At 62.0% G+C, this 17,430-nt stretch carries 18 protein-coding genes; 15 read left to right on the top strand and 3 right to left on the bottom strand.

The window, feature by feature from the left end; genetic code table 11:
* Positions 1-32: 32 nt before the first annotated feature.
* The 4 genes from E5W70_RS06725 (at position 33) to E5W70_RS06710 (ending at position 3,167) form a co-directional block, all read left to right on the top strand.
* Positions 33-473 (top strand): SRPBCC family protein, encoded by a 441-nt coding sequence (locus E5W70_RS06725; protein WP_292655584.1) that lies wholly within the window; start codon positions 33-35, stop codon positions 471-473.
* A 418-nt stretch (positions 474-891) separates the two neighbouring features.
* The gene (locus E5W70_RS06720; RefSeq protein ID WP_292655582.1) at positions 892-1,473 is read left to right on the top strand and encodes a VOC family protein; all 582 of its coding nucleotides are present in this window, start codon (positions 892-894) and stop codon (positions 1,471-1,473) included.
* 27 nt (positions 1,474-1,500) lie between these two features.
* The gene (locus tag E5W70_RS06715; RefSeq protein ID WP_292655580.1) at positions 1,501-2,379 is read left to right on the top strand and encodes a glutathione S-transferase family protein; all 879 of its coding nucleotides are present in this window, start codon (positions 1,501-1,503) and stop codon (positions 2,377-2,379) included.
* Positions 2,380-2,762: 383 nt separating this feature from the next.
* The gene (locus E5W70_RS06710; RefSeq protein WP_292655578.1) at positions 2,763-3,167 is read left to right on the top strand and encodes a hypothetical protein; all 405 of its coding nucleotides are present in this window, start codon (positions 2,763-2,765) and stop codon (positions 3,165-3,167) included.
* 134 nt (positions 3,168-3,301) lie between these two features.
* Here E5W70_RS06710 and E5W70_RS06705 read toward each other — a convergent pair whose 3' ends face one another.
* Complete coding sequence (locus E5W70_RS06705) at positions 3,302-3,517, bottom strand: hypothetical protein (protein ID WP_292655575.1); 216 nt, start codon at positions 3,515-3,517, stop codon at positions 3,302-3,304.
* A 333-nt stretch (positions 3,518-3,850) separates the two neighbouring features.
* Between E5W70_RS06705 and E5W70_RS06700 the strand changes: the two genes are divergently transcribed.
* Positions 3,851-4,822, top strand: a complete 972-nt coding sequence (locus tag E5W70_RS06700; RefSeq protein ID WP_292655573.1) for a DUF2865 domain-containing protein — start codon at positions 3,851-3,853, stop codon at positions 4,820-4,822.
* An 87-nt stretch (positions 4,823-4,909) separates the two neighbouring features.
* On the opposite strand, the gene E5W70_RS06695 is transcribed toward E5W70_RS06700, so the two are convergent.
* Positions 4,910-5,263 (bottom strand): hypothetical protein, encoded by a 354-nt coding sequence (locus E5W70_RS06695; RefSeq protein WP_292655571.1) that lies wholly within the window; start codon positions 5,261-5,263, stop codon positions 4,910-4,912.
* A 597-nt stretch (positions 5,264-5,860) separates the two neighbouring features.
* Here E5W70_RS06695 and pstS point away from each other — a divergent pair.
* From pstS to phoB, 6 genes are read left to right on the top strand one after another with little or no spacing between them, the layout of a single operon-like run.
* Entirely contained in the window at positions 5,861-6,922 is a 1,062-nt protein-coding gene (pstS, locus tag E5W70_RS06690; RefSeq protein WP_292655569.1) for a phosphate ABC transporter substrate-binding protein PstS, read from the top strand.
* A gap of 59 nt (positions 6,923-6,981) precedes the next feature.
* A complete protein-coding gene (gene pstC / locus E5W70_RS06685; RefSeq protein ID WP_292655566.1) occupies positions 6,982-7,971 on the top strand; it encodes a phosphate ABC transporter permease subunit PstC in 990 nt (329 codons plus the stop codon).
* A 3-nt stretch (positions 7,972-7,974) separates the two neighbouring features.
* A complete protein-coding gene (gene pstA / locus E5W70_RS06680; protein WP_023678532.1) occupies positions 7,975-8,826 on the top strand; it encodes a phosphate ABC transporter permease PstA in 852 nt (283 codons plus the stop codon).
* Positions 8,823-9,626 carry a phosphate ABC transporter ATP-binding protein PstB gene (pstB, locus tag E5W70_RS06675; RefSeq protein WP_292655560.1) on the top strand — a complete coding sequence of 268 codons (804 nt, stop codon included), beginning with the start codon at positions 8,823-8,825 and terminating at the stop codon, positions 9,624-9,626. Before pstA ends, pstB begins: the two co-directional genes overlap by 4 nt.
* 32 nt (positions 9,627-9,658) lie before the next feature.
* Complete coding sequence (gene phoU, locus E5W70_RS06670; RefSeq protein ID WP_292655558.1) at positions 9,659-10,366, top strand: phosphate signaling complex protein PhoU; 708 nt, start codon at positions 9,659-9,661, stop codon at positions 10,364-10,366.
* Positions 10,367-10,382: 16 nt separating this feature from the next.
* Positions 10,383-11,072, top strand: coding sequence for a phosphate regulon transcriptional regulator PhoB (gene phoB / locus E5W70_RS06665; RefSeq protein WP_031212149.1), 690 nt, complete (start codon positions 10,383-10,385; stop codon positions 11,070-11,072).
* 9 nt (positions 11,073-11,081) lie between these two features.
* On the opposite strand, the gene E5W70_RS06660 is transcribed toward phoB, so the two are convergent.
* Complete coding sequence (locus E5W70_RS06660) at positions 11,082-12,326, bottom strand: ROK family protein (RefSeq protein ID WP_292655553.1); 1,245 nt, start codon at positions 12,324-12,326, stop codon at positions 11,082-11,084.
* A 286-nt stretch (positions 12,327-12,612) separates the two neighbouring features.
* On the opposite strand from E5W70_RS06660, the gene xylF reads away from it, so the two are divergent.
* The 4 genes from xylF to E5W70_RS06640 all read left to right on the top strand — a co-directional run.
* Positions 12,613-13,653, top strand: coding sequence for a D-xylose ABC transporter substrate-binding protein (gene xylF, locus E5W70_RS06655; RefSeq protein ID WP_292655550.1), 1,041 nt, complete (start codon positions 12,613-12,615; stop codon positions 13,651-13,653).
* 142 nt (positions 13,654-13,795) lie between these two features.
* Complete coding sequence (locus E5W70_RS06650) at positions 13,796-15,163, top strand: sugar ABC transporter permease (protein WP_292655546.1); 1,368 nt, start codon at positions 13,796-13,798, stop codon at positions 15,161-15,163.
* Positions 15,164-15,240: 77 nt separating this feature from the next.
* Positions 15,241-16,035, top strand: coding sequence for an ATP-binding cassette domain-containing protein (locus tag E5W70_RS06645; protein ID WP_292655543.1), 795 nt, complete (start codon positions 15,241-15,243; stop codon positions 16,033-16,035).
* Between the two features lie 129 nt (positions 16,036-16,164).
* A partial coding sequence (locus E5W70_RS06640; RefSeq protein ID WP_292655540.1) for a CHASE domain-containing protein occupies positions 16,165-17,430 on the top strand: 1,266 nt, incomplete at its 3' end.

Below are 17,430 nucleotides of genomic sequence, written 5' to 3'. Positions count from 1 at the left end.
GCATTCGATGTGGATGTGACCTGGAGTGAGCGATGGCGGAATCGGTTTACACAGAGATTGAGGTCGCCGCGCCACAAGCGACCGTGTTCGCGCTTTTGACGGATCCGGACCAAATCGTGCGATGGATCGGGACCGAAGCGAATTTGGATGCAACGCCGGGCGGTCTGTTCCTCGTCAATGTCGGTGGTCGCCATATGGCGCGCGGCGAGTTCACCGAGGTGGTCCCGGTGCACCGTCTTGCCTACAGTTTTGGCTGGGAAGACAACGAGACCGTGCCGCCCGGCTCCAGCCATGTCGAGATCGACCTGATCGCGAGGGATGCGGGGACACTGATCCGCTTCACGCACAGCGGACTGCCGAACGCAAAGGAGCGTGACAGCCACCGAAGGGGATGGGAGCACTACCTCTCAAGGCTGAAGATCGCTGCCGATGGGGGACATGTCGATCCCGACGTGCCGATGAAGAATATGTGATTTTCATCTAAGGGCCGCGGATGCCCGTAATCCGAACTAGGCGCGGCATGCGTCAACGAGGCCCCTTTGACCTGCTGTCGCCAAACCGGCCACTCGGGAAACCCAGCGACCTGCGGGCTGTCGTACCATTACAGCTGCCGGCGACGGATCGTTTCGGCGAGCTCGGCGAGGGCGTCCGCGATCTCGGTGCCGCTCTTGGCGCCTGCGTGGAGTTCTTGAAACTCAGCGCTTCTGGCGCAACGCCTCGGATTGAATTAGCATCCGTTCATCAAAGCTCCGGCCGCACTCCTGCAGGATGCGGAATGCGGAGCGCAGGCGAGCGAGGCCGGGCGCGGTCACATGCCGGGCGCTGATCCAAGCGCGACTGGGCATCCGAACTTCCGTTCGGCGGCAAGACGGCGTGGCCGGGAGGAAGGCAATGCAAAAACTGCAATCGCAAGGCGTCCATCACATCACGCTGGTCGGCGCCGGGCGTCAGACCTCGATCGACTTCTGGGAAGGCGTGCTCGGCATGCCTTTCATCTTCGAGCAGCCTAATCTCGATAAAGCCAGCGAAAGCCATCTCTATTTCGATCCGGGCGACGGCCGGCTGATCACCGTCTTCACCGACGAAAGCCGCACGCCGGTCAAGCGGCGCACGCCAACCGATACGGGCTGCGTCCATCACATCGCTTTTGCGGTGTCGCGCGTCACCTTTTTGCAGGCGGTCGCCCGGCTCGACGAGCGCGCCATCAAGCACAGCGGCGTCAAGGATCGCGGCTTCATGGACTCGATCTATTTCGAGGATCCGCTCGGCCTGCTGATTGAGCTCGCCTCCTACCGTTTCGAGCCGCCGGCGGGCTTCACCCATGCCGACGTGCTGATGCAGGCGCACAAGATCCGCCTCGCGCGCGGCGACTACAACATCGCCGAAGTGCACCTTGCCGATGCGATCCAAGCGCTTGTCGAGCGCTCGCGCGCAACCTTGTCGGAGGATCGCGCACCGAAAAATCCATACTGACGACACGCCAAACAAAGGGAGGACATAATGGCAAAGACAGCAACGAAGAGTGCGAAAAAGCCCGCCGCCAAGACTTCGGCACCGATGACAGCCAAGCAAGGAGCGAAGCCGGCGGCCAAAGCTGCCGCCAGGTCTGCGGCGAAAGTGGCAAAGCCGGCGGCGAAGGTTTCCGCCAAAAAGCCCGCGAAGGCCAAGATAAAAACGGCGAAAAAGCCGGCGCTCACGCTCAGCATGCTGAAGCCGAGCGTCAACAATATGAGCGTTCGGGTGTTTGCACGCGCCGCCGGGCTCGACCATTCCGAGACCGACGTATGGGGCCATACGCGCTCGCCCGAATATATGGCGCGAAACCCGGCCCATTTGACGCCGATGATCGAGGACAAGGGCCTGCCGAGAGGTGTCTTGTGGGAAAGCTGCGCCATCATGCAGTACCTCGCCAACAAGCACGGGCTGGAGAAACTATATCCCAAGGCGCCGGCCAAGCGGGCAATGATCGACAGTGCCATGTTCTACCTGATCGGCACGCTCTACCCCTACGTGGCGCGCGCCACTTATCCTGCACTGAATTTCCCGCAATATGCCGGCGAGGTCGGCCACAGCGACGCCCATCCCGACAAGAAGTCGGAAGCCCAGAAGGCCGCTATAGAAGCGATAGCCGAGCCGCTCGAGGTGTTTCACAGCTTCTTCAGGAACGGCAAGCCGTTCATCGGCGGCAAGAACCCGTCGATCGCCGACATCCGCCTGGCGGCGACGCTCGAATTCCTCGCCGTCATCGACTATGCGCTGCCCGAATGGGCAAAAGACTATATGGCGGCGATCGAGAAAAAGCTCGGCAAGGCCTATGCCGAGCCGGCCGGCGATGTGCGCGGCTATATCGCCTATGTGCGGTCGCAGGCCAATGCCTGAGGCACGTGCAGGCCGGCGATCGTCCGCACGTTCTGCAGGAGCCGGTAATGATCTGGGATAATTCTTTTTTACTCTCCCCTGTTTGCTTTACTCTCCCCTGTTTGCACGATGTGGGGAGCTTAAGGTTTCGTTAACCGAAACCCTTTCTACTGGTATTTACCTCCAGCCCGCGACCACGGATGTACTGGCGCGGATGGAAAGCAAAGGTCGGCTGCTCGCCGGCCTTTTGCTTGTTGCAGCCCGCCGAAGTTGCGGCTGTCGGCGCTTCACGACGCCTGCATGGCTGACGAAGCGCGTTGCCGCCATCTTGTCATCGCCGATGTCGGCCCTACCATCGAAGTTAGTCCCGTCCTCGAGGGCGGTTCAAGAACAGAGGCCCTGTCATGAAATGCATTGCCGGAATGATGGCGGTTGCAGGCGCCATGCTGGCGGGTGCAGCCGGTCAATCGAATGCAGCGACGCTCAACACCATGCCCGAGGTCGGGGCTGCCATCCAGGCGTGCTGGACCCCGCCGTCGAACGCCGGGAATTCCACCGTCACCCTGAGCTTCAGCTTCAGGCGCAATGGCACACTGATCGGCAGGCCCAAGCCGACCGCCATCCGCGTGGCCGGCGACGAGAAGGCACGGCAGGCTTTTGTCGATGCAGCGATTGCGGCCGTGGACCACTGCCTGCCGTTGAGCCTTTCACCGGCGCTGGCTGAGGGCATCCCGGGCAAGGTGTTCACTCTGCAATTCAACTCGCCCAAACAAAAACAGCCTGCAACGCGGGTGCAGGCTTCGCCTTGATCTTTTCCGACATCCGGATTCCACTTTTCGGGACCTAATGCATGTCGCGCAAAGTGTGCAGCGGTTTTGCGGGCGACATGCATTAGACAAGAACCTAAGCGCGCCGCATGAGGGCCGGTCGACCGCGATGCGCTCTAGTGGCGGCTTCGTCTCGCCTCGACATGTCGTGCCAGTTCCGGCATCTCGAAGACATAGTCGCTCCAGGCCGATTCCGGTATCTGGCCGGCGAGATAGCACTCCAGCAAAAGCCTCTGCTCGTGGTCGAGTGGCCTCGGTGCGCGTTCATGGTCCAGCCCAAGTGAATGGAACAGACTTTTGGTCAGGTCCGCGACAGTGAAGTGGATCGACATTTGCGGTCTCCTCCTTCGGCCGCTCAACGCCGAACCCAGGGCTAAGGTTTCAGCAACGGCCGGCCGGTAACGCCGGATTGATCGCGATGCGGAACCAGCCGCGCCCCTCAGATTTCGCCGTGGCGGGAGTCCGCCCGCGTTGCTGCCGGTTCGTCTTAATCTTGAAATAAAAATGTAATATTGAATTTACGCGAGTGGATATAATACACTAGAAGTAAGGTCTCTAGTGGCGGTGTGGTCTACTTCAATTAGGTAAAGCTGATTTAGCCAGTACTTGTCCATAGTCGACAAAGAAATCCTGTCCTCGGCGCAACAAAGATAATGGTCGTTCCAATGACACGCTTCTGGCCTCTCACGATTCTGATGCTGGTGTCGGCAATAGCTGTTGCGCTCGGTACGTCCTCCTCCTATGCGGATAGCTGCGGCGCCATCAGGAGCCAATTGCTGTCGGCGGGACACGGCGCCGGGACCAGCCCCGAGCTTGCCCAACTGCGCCGGCAACTCGCCGCGATTCAAAGGCTGGAGAGACAGCGCCGATGCACGGCGAAAACGGCCGGCTTCTTCTTCAACCCTTGCGCCGACCTGGTCGCCAGCAAGGCGGAGGTGCAACGGCAGATCGCCAGACTGTCGAATTCGGGCAGGGACACGTCCGGATTGAAGGCCAGGTTTGTCGCGCTGGGCTGCGCCGCCCCCGCTGCCAAGAAACAGCCGGCGCAGCAGCGCACAGCACCCAAAACCCAGTCCGCAGGCGCAACAATAGGCGGCAACCGGATGCTGTTTTGCGTTCGCTTGTCGGACGGATATTTCTTCCCCGCGCCAAAATCGCAGTTCGCCAAGAGCGACGATCTGAAGGAAACGGTCGATCAGTGCCGCTATATCTGCGACGATGCCGACGTCGACCTCTATACGCTGAGCGACGCCACTCGCGAGACCGAAGAGATGATCGCGCTCGAGTCGGGAAAACCCTATGTGGAGCTTCCTGCCGCGTTCCGGTACCGCGACGACGCGAACTTCAAGGCCTGCGACGTCAAGCGCTATTACCGGCGCGTCGCCGAACTCAGGGCACGAACCGTGACACCGGCTAACATGACCAACGCCATCATTCCGTTGCCGACGGCAAAGCCGGATTTTGGCATCGTCGCGGAAATTCCTGAATCCGGGATCGAAACCGCCGGTGCCGCTCCGGCAGAGGCAAAAACGCAGGCTGCCGAAGTGCAGGGGGCTGCCCAGCATCAGTCGATCGAAAGAGCGATCGGCGCGCGGCCGGTGAGAGTGGTCGGGCCGGCCTTTTTTCCGGCGGACTGACCAAGGCGGGCGATGTTCCGAGACGGCGAACGGCTGGCCGGATAGCCGCTTCAAGGCCTGGAGGCGCGCGTGACCGACGTCGGCTGGTTATTCGCAGACCATGCGGGCCCGTTTGCCGGGCTCGCTGACATTCCTACAGGTGAGCGGCTTCGCCGGCTGCGATGTCAGCATGGGCGGATTGTTGGCGACCCTCCTCCGTGGCGCTGCAACGGAAGCTGCGCTCCTGCGCATCGCCGGCCTTTTCGGCGTTTGCGGCGCCACTGGAAAGACGTCGGTCTCCAACTGCGACTGTTCGGCTTGCGCCTGCGGCGAAGGCCGGTCCCAGAAACGGCGAACATCGAGCGGCTTGGGAATGATCACGGTGCCGTCATAGCTGCGCGCGCAGCCGCTTCCCAGAGGCAGCGCCAGGCACAGGAAGACAGGCAGAATCCGTCGAAACATCAGCAACACCCCTGCAAGCTTTATAACGCTGCTTCGGCCTAACCGACAACCGGCGGAATAGTGCGGAGGGAGTAGATACGGTGAAGTAGAAGTCGTCGCACTTCCAGTCGAAGCCCTGCTCGATTCGTCGACGCTTCCAGCGTAAGGCCATGGTGCGATCGCACCATACCAAAGCCGCGCTCAGTGGCGACAATGGGATATTCGAAGTTCCGCTCCTCCAGTTACGGGCGGGAGCAGCGACCGCCGGCAAGAAACAGGGTCAGATTTACCCCAACGGACCTGTTTCGGCGATGGCGCGGCCATGACACGTTCTGGCTGCATGCAACGCGCTCCCGTCCGGTTTTTTTTCTTTTAAAGCCGGTGGCTGCGATCGCCGAGCAGGCGATGCCGGCCGGAATTCACGCAAGCTGCTGATTCCAGCGGCAAACCGCGGCCCATGCCGACAAAGGCCGCGGCCGCTCCTTCTTAACCCGGCTGGACGACGTTACCGGAGCGACATGAAACTGTCATGCAACTGTAATAATCGGGGGCTATTGGCCTCAGCGGGCGCCGGAGGAATGGCGCCGAGAGACCATATTCCGAACAGGAGCAGGCCACATGAGACATTTCATCCGCTCGGCGGCCGTTGCGATTGCAATGGCTGCGGCGACGACCACCCTCACCCTGTCCGCCGCGCTCGCCGCGGACATCTCCGGCGCCGGCGCCACCTTTCCCTACCCGATCTATGCGAAGTGGGCCGACACCTACAAGAAAGACACCGGCGTTGGCCTTAACTACCAGTCGATCGGTTCCGGCGGCGGCATCAAGCAGATCAAGGCCAAGACCGTTACCTTCGGCGCTTCGGATGCGCCGCTCAAGGGCGACGAGCTTGAAGCGGCCGGACTGGCTCAGTTCCCGATGGTGATGGGCGGCATCGTTCCCGTCGTCAATCTCGAAGGCATCAAGCCGGGCGAGTTGGTTCTCGACGGCCCGACGCTGGCCGACATCTTCCTCGGCAAGATCACGAGCTGGGATGACGAAGCGATCAAGAAGCTTAATCCCGACGTCAAGCTGCCTTCGCAGGCGATCGCGGTCGTTCACCGTTCCGATGGTTCGGGCACGACGTTCAACTTCACCTATTACCTCGGTGACGTCAGCGCGGACTGGAAAGAAAAGGTCGGCGTCGACAAGGCCGTGGAATGGCCAGTCGGCATCGGCGCCAAGGGCAATGAGGGCGTTGCCAACAACGTCTCCCAGACCGGCGGCGCGATCGGTTATGTCGAATACGCCTACGCCAAGCAGAACAAGCTCACCCACACCGACATGATCAACAAGGACGGCAAGAAGGTCGAGCCGACCGCGGCGGCGTTCTCGGCGGCAGCGGCCAATGCCGACTGGAGCTCGCAGCCGGGCTATGGCGTCATCCTCGCCAACGAGCCGGGCGCCGAGTCCTGGCCGATGACGGCTGCCACGTGGATCCTCCTGTACAAAAAGCCGGACGACGCCGCGACCACCGGCGAAGCGCTCAAATTCTTCGCCTGGGCATACGACAAGGGCGACGAGATGGCCGGCGAGCTGGACTACGTTCCGATGCCCGACAAGGTGGTTGAGAGCGTCAAGGCCATGTGGGCCAAGGAAGTCGTCGGCGACGACGGCAAGCCGCTCTACTCGGCTATGTAATCTCCTCCAGGGAGGGCGTCGACTGCGCCCTCCCTGTTGCCTTCAATCGCGAGGACCCAATGACCATCGCTTCCGATGCCATGCCATCATCTGCAGCAGCCCGGGCCAGGGAAGCTACGGTACGGCGCTTCGCGCTCACGGATGCCATATTCCGCGGACTCACCCGCGCTTCCGCAATTCTGGTGCTGGTCATCCTCGGCGGTGTCGCGATCTCGCTGTTTGCCGGCTCATGGCAGGCGCTGTCGTCCTTCGGTTTTTCTTTCCTGACGACTGAAAGCTGGAATCCGGTCACGGAAAAATTTGGCGCACTGGCGCCGATCTACGGCACCCTGGTAACGGCGGCCATCGCCATCCTGATCGCGGTTCCGATCGGCATCGGCATTGCCGTGTTTCTCACCGAGCTTTGCCCGCGCCCGCTCAGGCGCCCGATAGGCATAGCGGTCGAGCTATTGGCCGGCATTCCGTCGATCATTTATGGTATCTGGGGCCTGTTCGTGTTCGCGCCGTTCCTGCAGACGACGATACAGCCCTTCATCATCAACATCTTCCACGGCGTGCCGGGACTATCCAGCCTTTTCGCCGGCCCTCCTTACGGCATCGGCCTTCTGACCTCGGCGCTGATCCTCGCCATCATGGTGCTGCCCTTCATCACCTCGATCACCAAAGACGTCTTCGATACGGTGCCGGCGGTGCTGAAGGAATCGGCCTACGGCATCGGTTGCACGACATGGGAAGTGACCCAGCGCGTGGTCATTCCCTATACCCGCATCGGCATCATGGGCGGCGTCATGCTTGGCCTCGGCCGGGCGCTCGGCGAGACCATGGCGGTGACCTTCGTCATCGGCAACGCGCACCGCATCAGTGCCTCTCTGTTCGCGCCGGGCACGACGATCTCGGCGACCATCGCCAATGAATTCACCGAGGCCGACGGCGACCTCTACACCTCCTCGCTGGTTTCGCTCGGCCTGATCCTGTTCGTCATCACCTTCCTGATCCTTGCCGCCGCCCGCTATATGCTGATGCGGATCGACGCCCGTACGGGAGCCTGACCGATGTCGACATCCTCATCGCTCCACAGCCGCCGCAAAGCCAGGAATTCGGTGATGATGGCGCTTTGCGTCGTCGCCGCCGGCATCGGGCTTGCCTGGCTGGCGCTCATCCTCGGCGCGCTGGTCTATAAGGGCACAGCCGGGCTTTCGCTTGCGGTCTTCACCGAAATGACGCCGCCGCCAGGCGAGGCCGGCGGCCTGCTCAATGCCATCGCCGGCAGCCTGCTGATGACGATCATCGCCGTTGTCGTCGGCACGCCGATCGGCGTGCTGGCGGGAACCTACATGGCCGAGTATGGGCGCTTTTCGCGCATCACCACCGTCGTCCGCTTCATCAACGACATCCTGTTGTCGGCGCCGTCGATCATCATCGGTTTGTTCGTCTATGAGCTGATGGTGCGGCCAATGGGGCATTTCTCGGCCATTGCCGGCGCCGTGGCGCTTGCCATCCTGGTCATTCCGGTGGTCGTGCGCACCACTGAAGACATGCTCAACCTGGTACCGAACGCGTTGCGCGAAGCCGGTGCCGCGATCGGCGCGCCGCGCTGGGTGGTGATCCGTTCGGTCGCCTATCGCGCCGCATTGTCCGGCATCGTCACCGGTATATTGCTGGCGATAGCACGCATTTCCGGCGAGACTGCGCCGCTGCTCTTCACCGCGCTCAACAACCAGTTCTGGAGCAGCAATATCAACGCGCCGATGGCCAGCCTGCCGGTGACCATCTTCCAGTTCGCTCTCAGCCCTTACGAGGAATGGCAGCAGCTGGCGTGGACCGGCGCACTCATAATCACCCTGACGGTTCTGGGCTTGAGCATCCTCGCCCGCAGCCTTACCGGACGCAGAGAGGACAGATGACACAGATGTTGTCCCCGGACATGACGATGACAGAAACGGTCGCCGAGAAGACGAAGATCGAGGTCAAGAACCTCAACTTCTACTACGGCCAGAGCAAGGCGCTAAAGGACATCAGCCTGTCGCTGCCCGAGCGCAGTGTCACGGCTTTCATCGGTCCTTCGGGCTGCGGGAAATCGACGCTGCTGCGTGTGTTCAACCGCATCTATGAACTCTACCCGAAACAGACAGCCGAGGGCCAGGTGCTGCTCGACGGCAAGAATATTCTCGACCGGTCGCAGGATCTCAATCTGCTGCGCACCAAGATCGGCATGGTGTTCCAGAAGCCGACGCCGTTCCCGATGTCGATCTACGAGAACATCGCCTTCGGCGTCAGGCTCTACGAGAACCTCGGCAAGTCCGAGATGGACGGCCGCGTCGAACAGGCGTTGAAGCGCGCCGCGCTGTGGAGCGAGGTCAAGGACAAGCTCAACGCCAGCGGCTTGAGCCTGTCCGGCGGCCAGCAGCAGCGGCTCTGCATCGCCCGCACCGTGGCAGTGAAGCCCGAAGTCATTCTGCTCGACGAACCGGCTTCGGCCCTCGACCCGTTGTCGACGGCCAAGATCGAGGAACTGATCGACGAATTGCAAGCCGACTACACGATCGTCATCGTCACCCACAACATGCAGCAGGCGGCGCGCGTGTCGCGCCAGACCGCCTTCATGTATCTGGGTGAACTGGTCGAGTTCGACCGCACCGAGAAGATCTTCACGTCGCCCCGCGAGAAGCGCACGCAGGACTACATCACCGGCCGCTTCGGCTGAGCCGTTCCGATCATGCAGATGAGGACAGGACCATGGGCGAACACACAGTCGCTTCTTTCGACGAGGATCTCGAGCAGATCAGCAAGCTGATCCGCGACATGGCCGACCTCGCCGGTTCGATGGTCGGCGGGGCGACCAAGGCCCTGTTGAATTCCGACAATGTGCTGGCGCAACGCGTCGTTTTCGACGACGCCATCATGGATGCGCGTCAACGCGAACTGGACGATCGCGCCATCACCCTGATCGCCAAACGCCAGCCGATGGCCCACGATCTTCGCCATGTCGTCGGAGCGATCCGTATGGCCGGCGACCTCGAACGTATCGGCGACCTTGCCAAGAACATCGCCAAGCGTGTGAGTGCGGTCGGCCTCAGCGTCACGCCACGGGACCTGTCGCGTTCCATCGACGCGATGGCGCAGCTGGTGCTCATCCAGGTGCAGGGCGTCATTGAGGAATATGCCGCAGGCGATGCGGCCGCGTTGGCCAAGCTGCGTGCAGCGGACGAGCGCATCGACGTCAAATACACGTCCGTGTTCCGCGAGCTCTTGACCTACATGATGGAAGATCCGCGCAACATCACCGCTTGCACGCACCTGCTGTTCTGCGCCAAGAATCTGGAGCGGATCGGCGACCATGTCACCAACATCGCCGAAAATGCGTATTATGTGCTGACCGGCGAGCAATTGCCGGTCAATCGTCCGAAGCAGGACGAAACGACAATGTCCGCACCGGTGACATGATGGGCGTGCCCAGCCGATGATCGCACCACGCATAATGGTGGTGGAGGACGAGGAGCCGTTGGGTGTGCTGCTCCGCTACAATCTCGAATCCGAAGGCTACCAGGTCGAGGTGGTGACACGCGGCGACGAAGCCGAGATCCGTTTGCAGGAGAATGTGCCCGACCTTCTGGTTCTCGACTGGATGATACCAGCGGTTTCCGGCATCGAGCTCTGCCGCCGGTTGCGGGTGCGCCCCGAAACCGAGCGGCTGCCGATCATCATGCTGACCGCGCGCGGCGAGGAGAGCGACCGGGTGCGCGGTCTTTCGACCGGCGCCGACGACTATCTGGTCAAACCGTTTTCGACACCGGAATTCATGGCCAGGGTCAAGGCGCTGCTGCGCCGTGCCAAGCCGGAAGTGCTGTCCAGCGTGCTGAAGGTCGGCGACATCGTGCTCGATCGCGAATCGCACAGGGTCTATCGCAAGAAGAGCGAGATCAGGCTCGGGCCGACCGAATTCCGGCTGCTGGAGTTCATGATGCGGCATCCGGGCCGCGTCTTCTCGCGCAGCCAGTTGCTCGATAATGTCTGGGGCGAGACGATCTACATCGACGAACGCACCGTCGACGTGCATGTCGGCCGGCTGCGCAAAGCCGTCAACAACGGGCGCATGCCTGATGTCATCCGCACCATCCGCGGTGCCGGTTATGCGATCAGGGAAGATTGATCCGCCGGGTCAGGCTACGTTCTTTCTGACGCGGGGCCTCATTTGCACGCCCGGCGCGAAAATCTCCTGGTCGACGAAGCTTAACGCCCGCATCGCACAGCCTTCGCGGATCAGCGGCAATTCGTTCGGCTCGGTATCGAAGGAGATCGAACCCGAATGCTGGCCGCCGGCGGTCTGGGCGATTGCCTTGCGCAAGGCCGGCTCGATCAGATCGAAGGCGGCGGCACTGGCGCCGACCATCGCGACCGGTGCCGGATCGATCAGCGCGAACAGCGAGCCGAGACCGAAACCCAGCGCTTCGCCGGCCTTGCGGTAGGCCTCGCGTTCCGGCCCATCCTTCTCGCGCGCCCGGGCCGCCAACGCGCGCATGTCGGCGTCGCTGACGTCGGCGACCGGTTCGCTGTCTTCGCTCATCTGCCTGGCGTTGCGCCAGATGGCGTAATTGCCGGCATAGGCCTCGATGCAGCCGCGCCGCCCGCAACGGCAGAGCGCGCCGCCTGGACGATGGATCATGTGGCCAAACTCGCCGCCCGAGGAATGCGTGCCGGTGAACAGCTCGCCCTTCAACACCAGCCCCATGCCGATGCCGTGCGAAAGCAGGATGGCGATGAAGTCGTCGCGATAGCGATCCGGATCGCGCCAGCGCAAAGCCACCGCCATCATGTTGCAGTCGTTCTCCACCGTGGCCGGGATACCGAATTCGTCTTCCAGCATGTCGGCAAAGGCGATGTCCGTCTGCGGCGTGATCGGCGACCACAGCATGGCGCGTGCAGGGGAGTCGGTAATGCCCTGAATCGCCAGGGCGATGCGGGCGACACTGCGGACGTCAAGGTCCGGATCCTCGAGCCGGCGCCGGACGACGGCCATGCATTCGCGGATCAGCTCGTCGCGCGGCATGGTCAGCGTGTCCAGCCGGCGCTGTTCCTCGGCTACGACGTGTCCCGCATAGTCGATGATGGCGGCCGACAGGAAATTCAGCGACAACACCACGGTCAGCACCGCCGCCGCTTCCGGGTTGAGGGCGAGGCCGACCTGCGGACGACCGCGTTTCAACGAAACGGGCTCACTTGCCTTGCTCTCGGCGAGGATGCCTTCCCGTATCAGGTCGGAGGAGATCGCCGATATGGTCGAATGACTGAGGCCGGTGGTTGCTGCGATCTCCGTACGCGATGGCTGGCCGGCCCGGCGCACCGCCGAGATCACCATCGCCCGGTTGCGCCGGCGCAAATCGTCATGGCGGATTCCGACCGACATCGTTTTGCTTTCCTCCCGGTTGCCGCGGCCGCTCATGAACCGGAAGCCGTCGGTGATGTCCGACAAATAGTGTCGGATGCAGGCAAATAGTGTCAGATGCAGGTGGCGCTGTCATCGTTTATTCCGACGCTCGAAAAAACTCGCAGAGTCATCAAAATCCATCAGAATCGATGTTGACAGCAGCCGGAGATCGGGCCAGTATTTTTTCGAGGCTCGAAAAAATTAGAGCTTCTAAGCTGGTCTTTGAGCCAATTGGTCACGCCGTACGCGGCGCAGGGAGGATATGATGAAGAAATTCACGACCGCCATTCTGGCGGGTGTCGCCATGACGCTGGCGCTGGCGTCGGTGGCGCAGGCCAAGGACAAGGTCATCGGCGTTTCCTGGTCGAACTTCCAGGAAGAGCGCTGGAAGACCGACGAGGCCGCAATGAAGGCGGCCATCGAGGCCGCCGGCGACAAGTATATTTCCGCCGACGCACAGTCCAACCCCGGCAAGCAACTCACCGACGTCGAGAGCCTGATCTCGCAGGGCGCCAACGCACTGATCATTCTGGCGCAGGACGCCTCGGCCATCGGGCCGGCCGTGCAAAAGGCGCTGGACGAAGGTATTCCGGTTGTCGGCTACGACCGGCTGATCGAGAACAAGGACGTCTTCTACCTGACCTTCGACAACAAGGAAGTCGGCCGCATGCAGGCCCGGGAAGTGTTCAAGGTGAAGCCGGAAGGCAACTATGTCTTCATCAAGGGCTCGGGTGCCGATCCGAATGCCGATTTCCTGTTTGCCGGTTCAATGGAAGTGCTGAAGGACGCAATAGACAGCGGCAAGATCAAGAATGTCGGCGAGGCCTATACCGACGGCTGGCTGCCGGCCAACGCCCAGAAGAACATGGAACAGTTCCTTACCGCGAACGACAACAAGGTCGATGCCGTGGTCGCCGCCAACGACGGCACTGCCGGCGGCGTTGTCGCCGCGCTGACGGCACAAGGGCTGGCCGGATCGGTTCCGGTTTCGGGCCAGGACGGGGACCATGCCGCGCTGAACCGCATCGCGCTCGGCACACAGACCGTGTCGGTATGGAAGGACGCGCGCGAGCTCGGCAAGAATGCCGCCGAGATCGCCTCGCAACTGGCCGACGGCAAGCAGATGACCGACATTGCGGGCGTGAAGGATTTCACCACGCCCGGCGGCAACACCGTCAAGTCGCTGTTCCTTACCCCGGTCGCCATCACCAAGGATAACCTCAACGTCGTCATCGACGCCGGCTGGATCAAGAAAGAAGAGGTCTGCGCCGGCGTGGCGGCGGGCACTGTTGCAGTCTGCAACTGAGCCGACGTTTCCGAGAAGTCCGAACGCCGCGGCCGCTCGCCGCGGCGTTTTTTCAACAAGAGTTGTTTTTCCGCTTCCGGCGAATAACTTCTAGGCTGCTTCCGGCATCCGCGGCAGACGGCAACCCGGCGGGAGAAACATGATGACCGACACGACTTCCAACACGCCGGTCGACAGCTCGACCGCAGACAGGGCGCGGGAATCCGAGCTCGGCATCGTTGCCCGATTTCTCAAGGCAACCGAACTCGACACGCGCATGCTCGGCATGGTCGGCGCGCTGCTGGTCATCTGGGTCGGCCTGCATGTCGTTTCTAGCGTACGGCTCGGCGTCAATCCGTTCGACTTCGACAGCCGGACCTTCCTGACGCCACGCAATCTCTGGAACCTGTCGGTGCAGACCTCCGCCGTGGCCATAATGGCCGCCGGAATGGTGTTGGTTATCGTCATGCGCAATATCGACCTGTCGGTCGGCGCCGCCGAAGGCCTGATCGGCGTGGTCATGGGCTTTGCGCAGGTACATTTCCTGGTGCGAATGGTCGGTCTGCAACTTGGCAATCCATGGATCTGGATCGTGGCGTTGGCCATCGGCCTGACGCTCGGCCTTCTGATCGGCGCGCTTCAGGGATACATCATCGCCTATCTCGACGTGCCGGCCTTCATCGTGACGCTCGGCGGCCTTCTGATATGGCGAAATGCCGCCTGGTGGGTCACCACTGGGCAGACGGTGGCGCCGCTTGATGCCACTTTCCAGCTGATGGGCGGTGGGCCGGCGGGTTCGATCGGCGCGCGCTGGAGCTGGATCGTCGGAATTGTCGCGTGCCTGGCGGTTGTATTCATGCTGCTCAACGGGAGAGTGCAGCGTAAGCGGTTCCGTTTTCCGTTGCGCCCGGTCTGGGCCGAGACCTTGCTCGGGGCCATTACGTGCGCTGTCATCCTGGGAGCCATAGGGCTCGCCAATTCCTATCCTTGGCCGGTCGGCATCGTGAACAGATATGCGGCGGCCAACAATATAACCGTTCCCGAAGGCGGGTTGTTCATCGCCCATGGCATCGCCATACCCGTGCTGATGGCTGTAGCCGTAGGGCTGGTCATGACCTTTATCGCGAAGCGCACGCGTTTCGGTCGCTATGTCTTCGCCATCGGCGGCAATCCAGAAGCTGCCAACCTTGCCGGTATCAACACGCGCTGGGTGACCATGAAGGTGTTCATGATCATGGGCGTGCTGGCCACGATCGCGGCGGCAATTTCGTCTGCCAGGCAGAACGCGTCGACCAATGCTCTGGGAACCCTGGACGAGCTCCTGGTCATCGCGGCGGCCGTGATCGGCGGCACGTCGCTCGCCGGCGGCTCCGGCACCGTGCTCGGTGCTATGCTCGGCGCGCTTTTGATGCAGTCGCTGCAGTCCGGCATGGTGCTGCTCGGCATCGATTCGCCGCTGCAGAGCATCGTTGTCGGCGCCGTGCTGGTGGTCGCGGTGTGGCTCGATACCGTCTATCGCAAACGGGTCTGAGCATGATCCCGCAAGGTGGAAACCGGTTTTCGGACAAGATCATGCTCAAGCAGGATCTATAAGGAGGAAGAACAAGCATGGCGGACAAGACCGCTCCCACGCCGCTCATCGACATGCGCAACATCTCGATCGCCTTCGGCGGCATTCGCGCCGTTGACGATGCCTCGGTCGATCTTTTCCCGGGCGAGGTGATGGCTTTGCTCGGTCATAACGGTGCCGGCAAATCGACGTTGATAAAAATCCTGTCCGGCGCCTACAAGCGCGATGCGGGCCAGATTTTCGTCAACGGCGAGGAGGCTTCGATCTCCAATCCCCGCGACGCCAAGAAGTACGGTATCGAGACGATCTACCAGACGCTGGCGCTGGCCGACAATGTCGATGCGGCCGCCAACCTGTTTCTCGGCCGCGAGCTGATGACCGGCTGGGGTACGCTCGATGACGTCGCCATGGAGGCCGAGGCGCGCAAGGTGATGGGCAGGCTCAATCCGCGTTTCCAACGCTTCAAGGAGCCGGTGGTAAAGCTTTCAGGCGGCCAGCGGCAGTCGGTTGCGATCGCCCGCGCCATCCTGTTCAACGCCCGCATCCTGATCATGGACGAGCCGACGGCGGCACTCGGGCCGCAGGAGACGGCACAGGTCGGCGAACTGGTCAGGCAGCTCAAGGCCGACGGCATCGGCATCTTCCTGATCAGCCACGACATCCATGACGTGTTCGAGCTTGCCGACCGTGTCTGCGTCATGAAGAACGGTCGGGTTGTCGGCACGGCACGCACGACCGACGTCACCCAGGACGAAGTGCTCGGCATGATCATCCTCGGCAAGTGCCCACCCGGCGCCATTCCGGGGCCGGGCGCCCTGAAGATCGCCGCATGAATGAGAATTAGCCGGCTAATCACAAGCCGCCAAAATATGCCAGCCGTCACCATGCTTTGGCCTCGCCATTGTGTTGGCGTCGGGACTTGCCCATAAAGATGCCGAACCGTCCACGGGACGTATCCGCAATTGAAGAAGCTTTTTCCGACCGTCGCCTTCATCGCCGTCGCGCTGATCAGCCTGACGATGGCGGGTTTTGCCTATTTTGCCACCCAGGAGGCGGCCCGCATAAAATTCGAGGCGACGGCCGACGACGCGCTTAACCGGATTGAAAGCCGCATCGACCTGGACCTGTCGCTGCTGCGCTCAACCCGGGCGCTGTTTGACGCGCGCAATGGCGGTATCTCGCAAGGCGAGTTCAAGGCTTTCTTCAAAGCGCTCGACATCGACAATAATTTCGCTGGCCTGCGCGGCATCGGCTTCCTCCGCCTGGCGAAGACGGGAAACGAGGCGGCGGTCGAGCGCGATATCCTGCACGATCACGGCGCAAGCCATCCGATCTATCCCGACACGAACTTGCCGTGGCGTACGCCCATCGTGCTGTTCGAACCGCTGGATCCGTCCAATAAATCCAGCATCGGCTACGACATGTTTGCCGGGCCGGTGCAGCGCGAGGCGATCGAAAAGGCGATGGCCGACGACCAGCAGCATGCCAGCGGGCTCGTGCAGCTCGGCAAGGATACGGGTGCCGCGCAGACCTTTGCCGGGTTCCTCGTCTTCGTCCGGCTCAATGTGGAAACCGCGCCGGACGCCGTAAACGCGTCGAGATCCTCGACTGCCGGCTTCCTTTATGCGGCCTTCCGCGCCCGTGACCTGTTCCAGGCTGCGCTCAGCCGGGCACCATTGCTGCCGGTCAACACCGAGATCTATGACGGCACGGTGGACAGCGACAACCTGCTGTTCCAGTCGGAAACGCCGCCTGTTTCGAGCCTCGGCGACAGGCTGCTGGTCACCCGCAAGATCACCGTCGCCGGCCGGCCGTGGGTCGTCCTGTTCAGGCCGACAAGTGCTTTCTCGCAACCTTCCTCGCGCGCCATCCCGGTGATGCTCGGATTGTTCGGGCTGCTGCTTGCCGGCGCCATCGCGCTGGTGGCCCGCTATCAGGAGCGGGCCTATGAGGCGGTCTCGCTGCTTCACGAAACGACCGAAAAGAGCCTGCTGGAAAAAGACCTGATGCTGCAGGAGATGAAGCATCGCATCAAGAACTCGATCACACGGGTGCTGGCAATCGCGCGCCAGACAGCATCGCACACCGCCGACGTCCAGGAATTCTCGACGTCTTTCTCGGCCCGGCTGCAGGCGATGGCGGCTTCCCAGGACATGTTGACGCGCTCACGCTGGCAGAAAGCCGATCTCGGCGACCTGCTGCGCATCGAGCTTGGCCAGGTGTTCGGC

The sequence above is a fragment of the Mesorhizobium sp. genome (assembly GCF_005063415.1).
Taxonomy (GTDB): domain Bacteria; phylum Pseudomonadota; class Alphaproteobacteria; order Rhizobiales; family Rhizobiaceae; genus Mesorhizobium.
This window is presented reverse-complemented; position numbering and strand designations above follow the sequence as displayed.

Excerpts from the sequence above, each read along its gene's own strand:
- E5W70_RS06725 (WP_292655584.1), top strand. The coding sequence starts at position 33 with ATGGCGGAATCGGTTTACACAGAGATTGAGGTCGCCGCGCCACAAGCG.
- E5W70_RS06720 (WP_292655582.1), top strand. The coding sequence starts at position 892 with ATGCAAAAACTGCAATCGCAAGGCGTCCATCACATCACGCTGGTCGGC.
- E5W70_RS06715 (WP_292655580.1), top strand. The coding sequence starts at position 1,501 with ATGGCAAAGACAGCAACGAAGAGTGCGAAAAAGCCCGCCGCCAAGACT.
- E5W70_RS06710 (WP_292655578.1), top strand. The coding sequence starts at position 2,763 with ATGAAATGCATTGCCGGAATGATGGCGGTTGCAGGCGCCATGCTGGCG.
- E5W70_RS06705 (WP_292655575.1), bottom strand. The coding sequence starts at position 3,517 with ATGTCGATCCACTTCACTGTCGCGGACCTGACCAAAAGTCTGTTCCAT.
- E5W70_RS06700 (WP_292655573.1), top strand. The coding sequence starts at position 3,851 with ATGACACGCTTCTGGCCTCTCACGATTCTGATGCTGGTGTCGGCAATA.
- E5W70_RS06695 (WP_292655571.1), bottom strand. The coding sequence starts at position 5,263 with ATGTTTCGACGGATTCTGCCTGTCTTCCTGTGCCTGGCGCTGCCTCTG.
- pstS (WP_292655569.1), top strand. The coding sequence starts at position 5,861 with ATGAGACATTTCATCCGCTCGGCGGCCGTTGCGATTGCAATGGCTGCG.
- pstC (WP_292655566.1), top strand. The coding sequence starts at position 6,982 with ATGACCATCGCTTCCGATGCCATGCCATCATCTGCAGCAGCCCGGGCC.
- pstA (WP_023678532.1), top strand. The coding sequence starts at position 7,975 with ATGTCGACATCCTCATCGCTCCACAGCCGCCGCAAAGCCAGGAATTCG.
- pstB (WP_292655560.1), top strand. The coding sequence starts at position 8,823 with ATGACACAGATGTTGTCCCCGGACATGACGATGACAGAAACGGTCGCC.
- phoU (WP_292655558.1), top strand. The coding sequence starts at position 9,659 with ATGGGCGAACACACAGTCGCTTCTTTCGACGAGGATCTCGAGCAGATC.
- phoB (WP_031212149.1), top strand. The coding sequence starts at position 10,383 with ATGATCGCACCACGCATAATGGTGGTGGAGGACGAGGAGCCGTTGGGT.
- E5W70_RS06660 (WP_292655553.1), bottom strand. The coding sequence starts at position 12,326 with ATGTCGGTCGGAATCCGCCATGACGATTTGCGCCGGCGCAACCGGGCG.
- xylF (WP_292655550.1), top strand. The coding sequence starts at position 12,613 with ATGAAGAAATTCACGACCGCCATTCTGGCGGGTGTCGCCATGACGCTG.
- E5W70_RS06650 (WP_292655546.1), top strand. The coding sequence starts at position 13,796 with ATGACCGACACGACTTCCAACACGCCGGTCGACAGCTCGACCGCAGAC.
- E5W70_RS06645 (WP_292655543.1), top strand. The coding sequence starts at position 15,241 with ATGGCGGACAAGACCGCTCCCACGCCGCTCATCGACATGCGCAACATC.